The sequence below is a fragment of the Nostoc sp. UCD121 genome (genome assembly GCF_014222285.1).
Lineage (GTDB): Bacteria > Cyanobacteriota > Cyanobacteriia > Cyanobacteriales > Nostocaceae > Nostoc.
On record NZ_JACKZS010000340.1, the window covers coordinates 1 to 5,113 of the forward strand.

At 40.5% G+C, this 5,113-nt stretch carries 5 protein-coding genes; all 5 read right to left on the reverse strand.

Annotated features, from left to right (window positions below; genetic code table 11):
- Positions 1 to 30: 30 nt before the first annotated feature.
- The gene (locus GNF10_RS35035) at positions 31 to 864 is read right to left on the reverse strand and encodes an O-methyltransferase (protein WP_185586339.1); all 834 of its coding nucleotides are present in this window, start codon (positions 862 to 864) and stop codon (positions 31 to 33) included.
- 4 nt (positions 865 to 868) lie between these two features.
- On the reverse strand, positions 869 to 2,098 hold the full coding sequence (locus GNF10_RS35040; RefSeq protein ID WP_185586340.1) for a sedoheptulose 7-phosphate cyclase: 1,230 nt from the start codon (positions 2,096 to 2,098) through the stop codon (positions 869 to 871).
- Between the two features lie 342 nt (positions 2,099 to 2,440).
- The gene (locus GNF10_RS35045) at positions 2,441 to 2,587 is read right to left on the reverse strand and encodes a hypothetical protein (protein ID WP_185593127.1); all 147 of its coding nucleotides are present in this window, start codon (positions 2,585 to 2,587) and stop codon (positions 2,441 to 2,443) included.
- An 842-nt stretch (positions 2,588 to 3,429) separates the two neighbouring features.
- On the reverse strand, positions 3,430 to 4,176 hold the full coding sequence (locus GNF10_RS35050) for a phycoerythrobilin:ferredoxin oxidoreductase (protein WP_185581769.1): 747 nt from the start codon (positions 4,174 to 4,176) through the stop codon (positions 3,430 to 3,432).
- A gap of 47 nt (positions 4,177 to 4,223) precedes the next feature.
- The gene (locus GNF10_RS35055; RefSeq protein ID WP_185581768.1) at positions 4,224 to 4,958 is read right to left on the reverse strand and encodes a 15,16-dihydrobiliverdin:ferredoxin oxidoreductase; all 735 of its coding nucleotides are present in this window, start codon (positions 4,956 to 4,958) and stop codon (positions 4,224 to 4,226) included.
- Between the last annotated feature and the right edge of the window lie 155 nt (positions 4,959 to 5,113).

A 5,113-nucleotide genomic window follows, 5' to 3' on the forward strand; every position in this document is an offset into this window, starting at 1 on the left:
GAATTGTCCCCTTGTCTCCTTGTCTCCTGATTACGCTATGCGTCTAATCAGAGTCACGCCATCTCGTATGGGTAACAGAACTTGTTCTACACGCGGATCTGCGGCGACAACACGGTTGAACTGAGCGATCGCTTCACCATTGGCAGTGCGTTGTTCTGGTGGTAAGTAAACTTGTCCCTGCAACAAAGTGTTATCCACGCAGATTAACCCGTCAGGAGCTAGCAAGTTACTATCCAAGATGATCTGGAAGTACTCTACATACTCTTTTTTATCGGCATCAATGAAGATCAAATCAAATGATTCTTTTCTTTCTGCGAGCTTATGGAGTGTTTCTAAAGCAGGCGCTACTTCCACAACGATTTTGTTGCCGTGGGGAGACTCACTAAAGCAAGCTTGAGCAAATTGAGCTACATAAGAGTCAACTTCACAACCTATGAGTTGCCCATCGCTTGGTAGTGCCTCTGCCATTGCCAAGGCTGAATATCCTGTAAACATCCCTACTTCTAGGATGCGCTTTGCCTTAGTGATATGAACAAACATTTTCAATGTCTGTCCTTCCAAATGTCCTGACAGCATTTCTTGTTCTAATTGACGCACTGTTTCACCATCGCTGAAACGTTTACTCCAGTCTTCTTGACTAGTTTTTTGCGCCAATGCTGTCAAGGCACTCGATTCGGGAGTTGTGTAATCATCCAGATAGGGATCTAAACCCGAAGCTAATTGAACTCCCTGACGCAGAGAATCTAATATCTCTACGGGAATGCCACTTTCTTCTGCTAATTTCAGGGTTTGCTGTAGCTGCGCTACTAAAATACTGTGTGGCGTTATGGGCCTCGCTGTCTCTCGTCCTAATACACTCGTCATATCTTCACACTCCCACTAGCTTGGCTTCTTGACTTTCAATGTAGGCATCAACGCCTTCACCGCCACGGGGATATTTAGCACAAAGACGTTTATGTTCAGCTAAGGCCGCATCAAGTTCTTCACGAGTCAAATCGTTGACAAAGAAGCACTCACCAATAGGTCGAGGCATGGCTGCGCGTTGTTTGCCGTCTCGTGTCAAGCTTATAGACTCGGTAGCATCCCAGAGCAAATCCCCATCTAATAGAGGATGATCGAGTGATAGACCAATGCGACTCATTAAGTCTAGAATGCGATCGCGCTCCCCTGTTGGAATATAACCGCGTTGTGCTGCTATGGTTGCAGATAAAGCCATATCTATATTGACGGCATGACCATGATATAGGGGTACATGAGGCGCTAACTCTAAGGTAGGACTCCAGGTGTGACCGTAAGCTATGACGCGATCGAGGTCGATTTCATGCAAGTTTGGAGTCTCTAACTCCAACATGGTTTTGATTGCTTCGTAGTTGAGTTTATGAGCAATCTCTTTAAGTTCGGGTGTCCCGTTAACCTGTCCAAAGTGAGTCGAAAGTAGTTCTTCGCCATATTCGTATAGCATTTCAAACACTTGCGAGTTAGAAACTACAGCGATTTTCACCAACTCTGCCATACCATTACGAACTTGAGCCGTTGGCAAGGTTTTCAAAAATGAAAAATCGAGGATAACTTTCAAAGGTGCATGATATGCTCCCAAACGATTTTTCAACTTGCGATGATTAACTGCTACCTTAATCGCTACACCTGCATCAATTAAACCAATTAACGTTGTCGGAACCCGAATGAAGTTACTCTTACGACGGTAAGCAGCGCAAGCAAAGCCAGCCACATCAGTAATTAGACCACCACCAACGACTAAGACCGGTTCCTTACGAACTAAGCCAAAGTCAGAAAAAGCGTCAACAATTTTCTCAAAGCTTTCAAGGGTTTTAGCTGGCTCTGTAATGATGATGGGAAATACTGTCAGATCAATGTCATAGTGCCTAAAATATGACTTGATCTGCTTTCCATAAAGTTCATAAACATTGGCATCAATTACAGTCAGACAGCGACCAAACTTCTCATAGCTATCTGCTATTTCTCTGTTTTTAATATCAAATGCACCGTTCACATAGACAAGACTAAAATCGATTTTTTCGTAACCTTGCACGTGAAATGCAGTTTCTGTAGCTTCAAAGGATGCTTGAACCTTATTCATGTCTGTTGACCTTTCTTTATTGCAAAAAATTGGGAGATTTCGGTAATAATTGCGATTTACCCTAATGCACGCCAGCAATAAATTATGCTTTTTATCTTTATTAGATAAAAGTCATGACAAAACTAGCTTTCAAAAAAAAGCTAACTGTTATTGCTGACTGGCAATGTTATTAAACAAGACCACTCATTTGAGTAAATTCTGTGTGTGGGTTAACCTTTAATTCGGCATAACCTTAAACTAATTAACTAGTCCCACTAGCAAGAATATTGGCATAATACTTGCCTGTTTCTTCCGGGATTGTTGATTTTAAACTTGGGAAATTTATCTTAATTTAATTAAGATTTATTCCACTATATTTAACTCTAATGGCTTTCCAACTGTACGATTCCGCAAAAGTTCTACTCTAGAAAAATGCTCGTATCGTTGCTCTCCAAGCTTCAATTTGAGATTAGAACCCTGATTAATCGTTAGTTCGCTGTTTTTTAGCATTAGTATCGCACCTTATTTCACTAAACTTCTACATTCTATTTGCTTCAGAATAACAGTAGAATTCCTCTCGCATTCAGTCAATTTAATGCTCAGTATTCAACATACCTACCTCAGTAACTCTTGAAAATTCAGAATTTAAATATATCTGAGCTACTAGTAACAAAACTTTAACTTTATTAAGGAACAGTTGGATGTTAAAAAATTTCTAAGCTTGCTTAAATTGGCTTTTAAGTTCTAAATTAGGGTATTTTAGCTTACACCAGCAAACAACTTACTGGTTGTTAACTTAAAAGCACAACATGAATCATAACATTAGAAGTATACAAATCATAACATAAGTTAATAGATTTAAGTCAATCTACTATAGGAACTGTACTGAGCAAGCAGATATTTTTCATAAAATATATCTAAAGATAGATATTTTATACAGTAGTTTCCATAGCACTATCGACAAAAACCTTCTTTTGTGAAAGTGTCACTAACAAAGGCCACTGTGAATTTTTCTTGACCGCTTAGGGACTTCCAAATAAAAAAATACGAAAAAAACTCTCTTCTCGTCAGTCCTCTGTGTTCTCTGTATCTCTGTGGTTCGTTTGTTTAGGTAATTTATTTCTTGGAAATTCCTTAAGCTGCTCCCCATTTAAATTGATTGCATAAGGGACTTCCAAATTAAAAAAACATTCCAAATTTTCTTGTGGGATGGCTGTCCGCAATCGTCCCATATTCAGGGCGGGCAGGATGCCTACTCCACAAGATAGATAATTTATTTCTTGTCAGTCCCTAAGCTAGGTGAAAGATGCCCATCCCACAAGAATTATGTTTAATTCAATTCGGCTTAATACTTAGTTGATGGGTGTTAATTTTCTCTCTAAATCAAATAAGAAGCCGTGGATATATTCTTCAGTCCATTCGGCACCATAGAAGCGTTTAAACATCCCTCGTGCTGGGTCTTTTTCAGCCCGATATCGTAGGTATCGCAGTTGGGCTTGCTCAATGGCTACTAAATTTTGGGAATCTGTTACAGCTTCCGCCTGCTCTACAAAATCTAGATAAGCTTTTAAATAGTCTTTAAAAGCGGCAAACACCTGAGTTTCTACTACAGCTGTTTCTTGGGGACGAGTCCACAGAAAAGCGGGAGAGAAAAAAGGCTGTGCTTCTTCGGGGAAATCTCCTCCCCAAGATAGATGCCGTTGATGGGTGTGGAAAATAGGCAGAATTGGTTCAGTATATTTTGCCTGATATGCTGAATCATCCCGAAATAGGGGCTGCATATCCAAAGCAATTAGGTGTCCTCCTGGTAATGTCACCAGATCCGCCCCAAAAAAGGGTAAATCGTAGTTGAGATGTGGAAAAATCACAAAATTCAACACTTGCAGGGAATTACCACCCTGGACATGGGCTGCACGAATTTGGCGTAATTTTGCAGTTTGAAAGGCGTAACTAGTGGTGACAACTTCTTCTTGGTTTTTGCCCTTGCCCACAACAGCACTTTTGGACTCAAACCCAGTGGGGATGGGATAGGGTTGTAAATCCAAGCGCGATCGCATGTAGGTGATCGCATAATCGAGAAATGGTTGATATAGTGTCACGTCGCTTCGCTCCGAATTAAAAATTAAAAAACTTCTGCCTCCTGCCTTCATCTTTTGCTGGTACTAACTGCTAGGGGAACAGCATCTTCAAATAAGAACTCATGGAGAAAGCGCTCTGCCCATTCATGACCGAAGTAACTGCTAAACAAACCAGATGCTGGATCTCGGTCTGCACTATATTGGTCATAGTCTTTTTGGGCTTTGACAATCCGTTGGATATCTTCTGGATCGTGAAGCGCTTGGGCATCTGCTAACATTTGCCAATACAAGTTTAAATAATCTTGAAAAGCTTCAAAGACTCGCGTTGCAACTGTTTCAGCGTCTGTTTTGGCAAACAAGAGGTACTTAGAAAAATACTGGTTGGCATCGTAAAACTTCATTTCTAAGTTTTGTGCCAAATCCGGGTATTTATTATGGAGATATTTTAGCGGAGCTATATATTTGTTTTGATAATCTTCATCCTGAAACAAAGGCTGAAAGTCAAGCACAATTAGATTCTTGACTTTACCAAAGGATAAAAAATCAATCCCTAACAGAGGTAAATCGTAGTTATGGCTAGGATAAATCACGCTGTTAAAAATTTGGGCGCTTTCCCCGGCATCAATATAGGTATAGCGAATTTTCCGCAACTCTTGAGATTGGTAACACCAACTGCGAATAGTTGCAGGGTTTCTGCCGCGATCGCTAACTTTGAATTCTAAACCAGGGGGAATGACCCTACTTTGTAAATCAAAGCGCTGAAATAGCTCTTTTTCTAAAAATTCCAGGAAAGGTTTATACATGGAACATGATTTGTTAACCCTTGCATGAAAATAAGTGATGGCAATCATACACGTCTCATTTATGAGAAACAAAGCAACATTCCTTAATAGGGCATTGGGAAGAGGCAGGGGAGCAGAGGGGAAAGAAGTAATTTTTTCCCCCTTGCTCCCTGCCC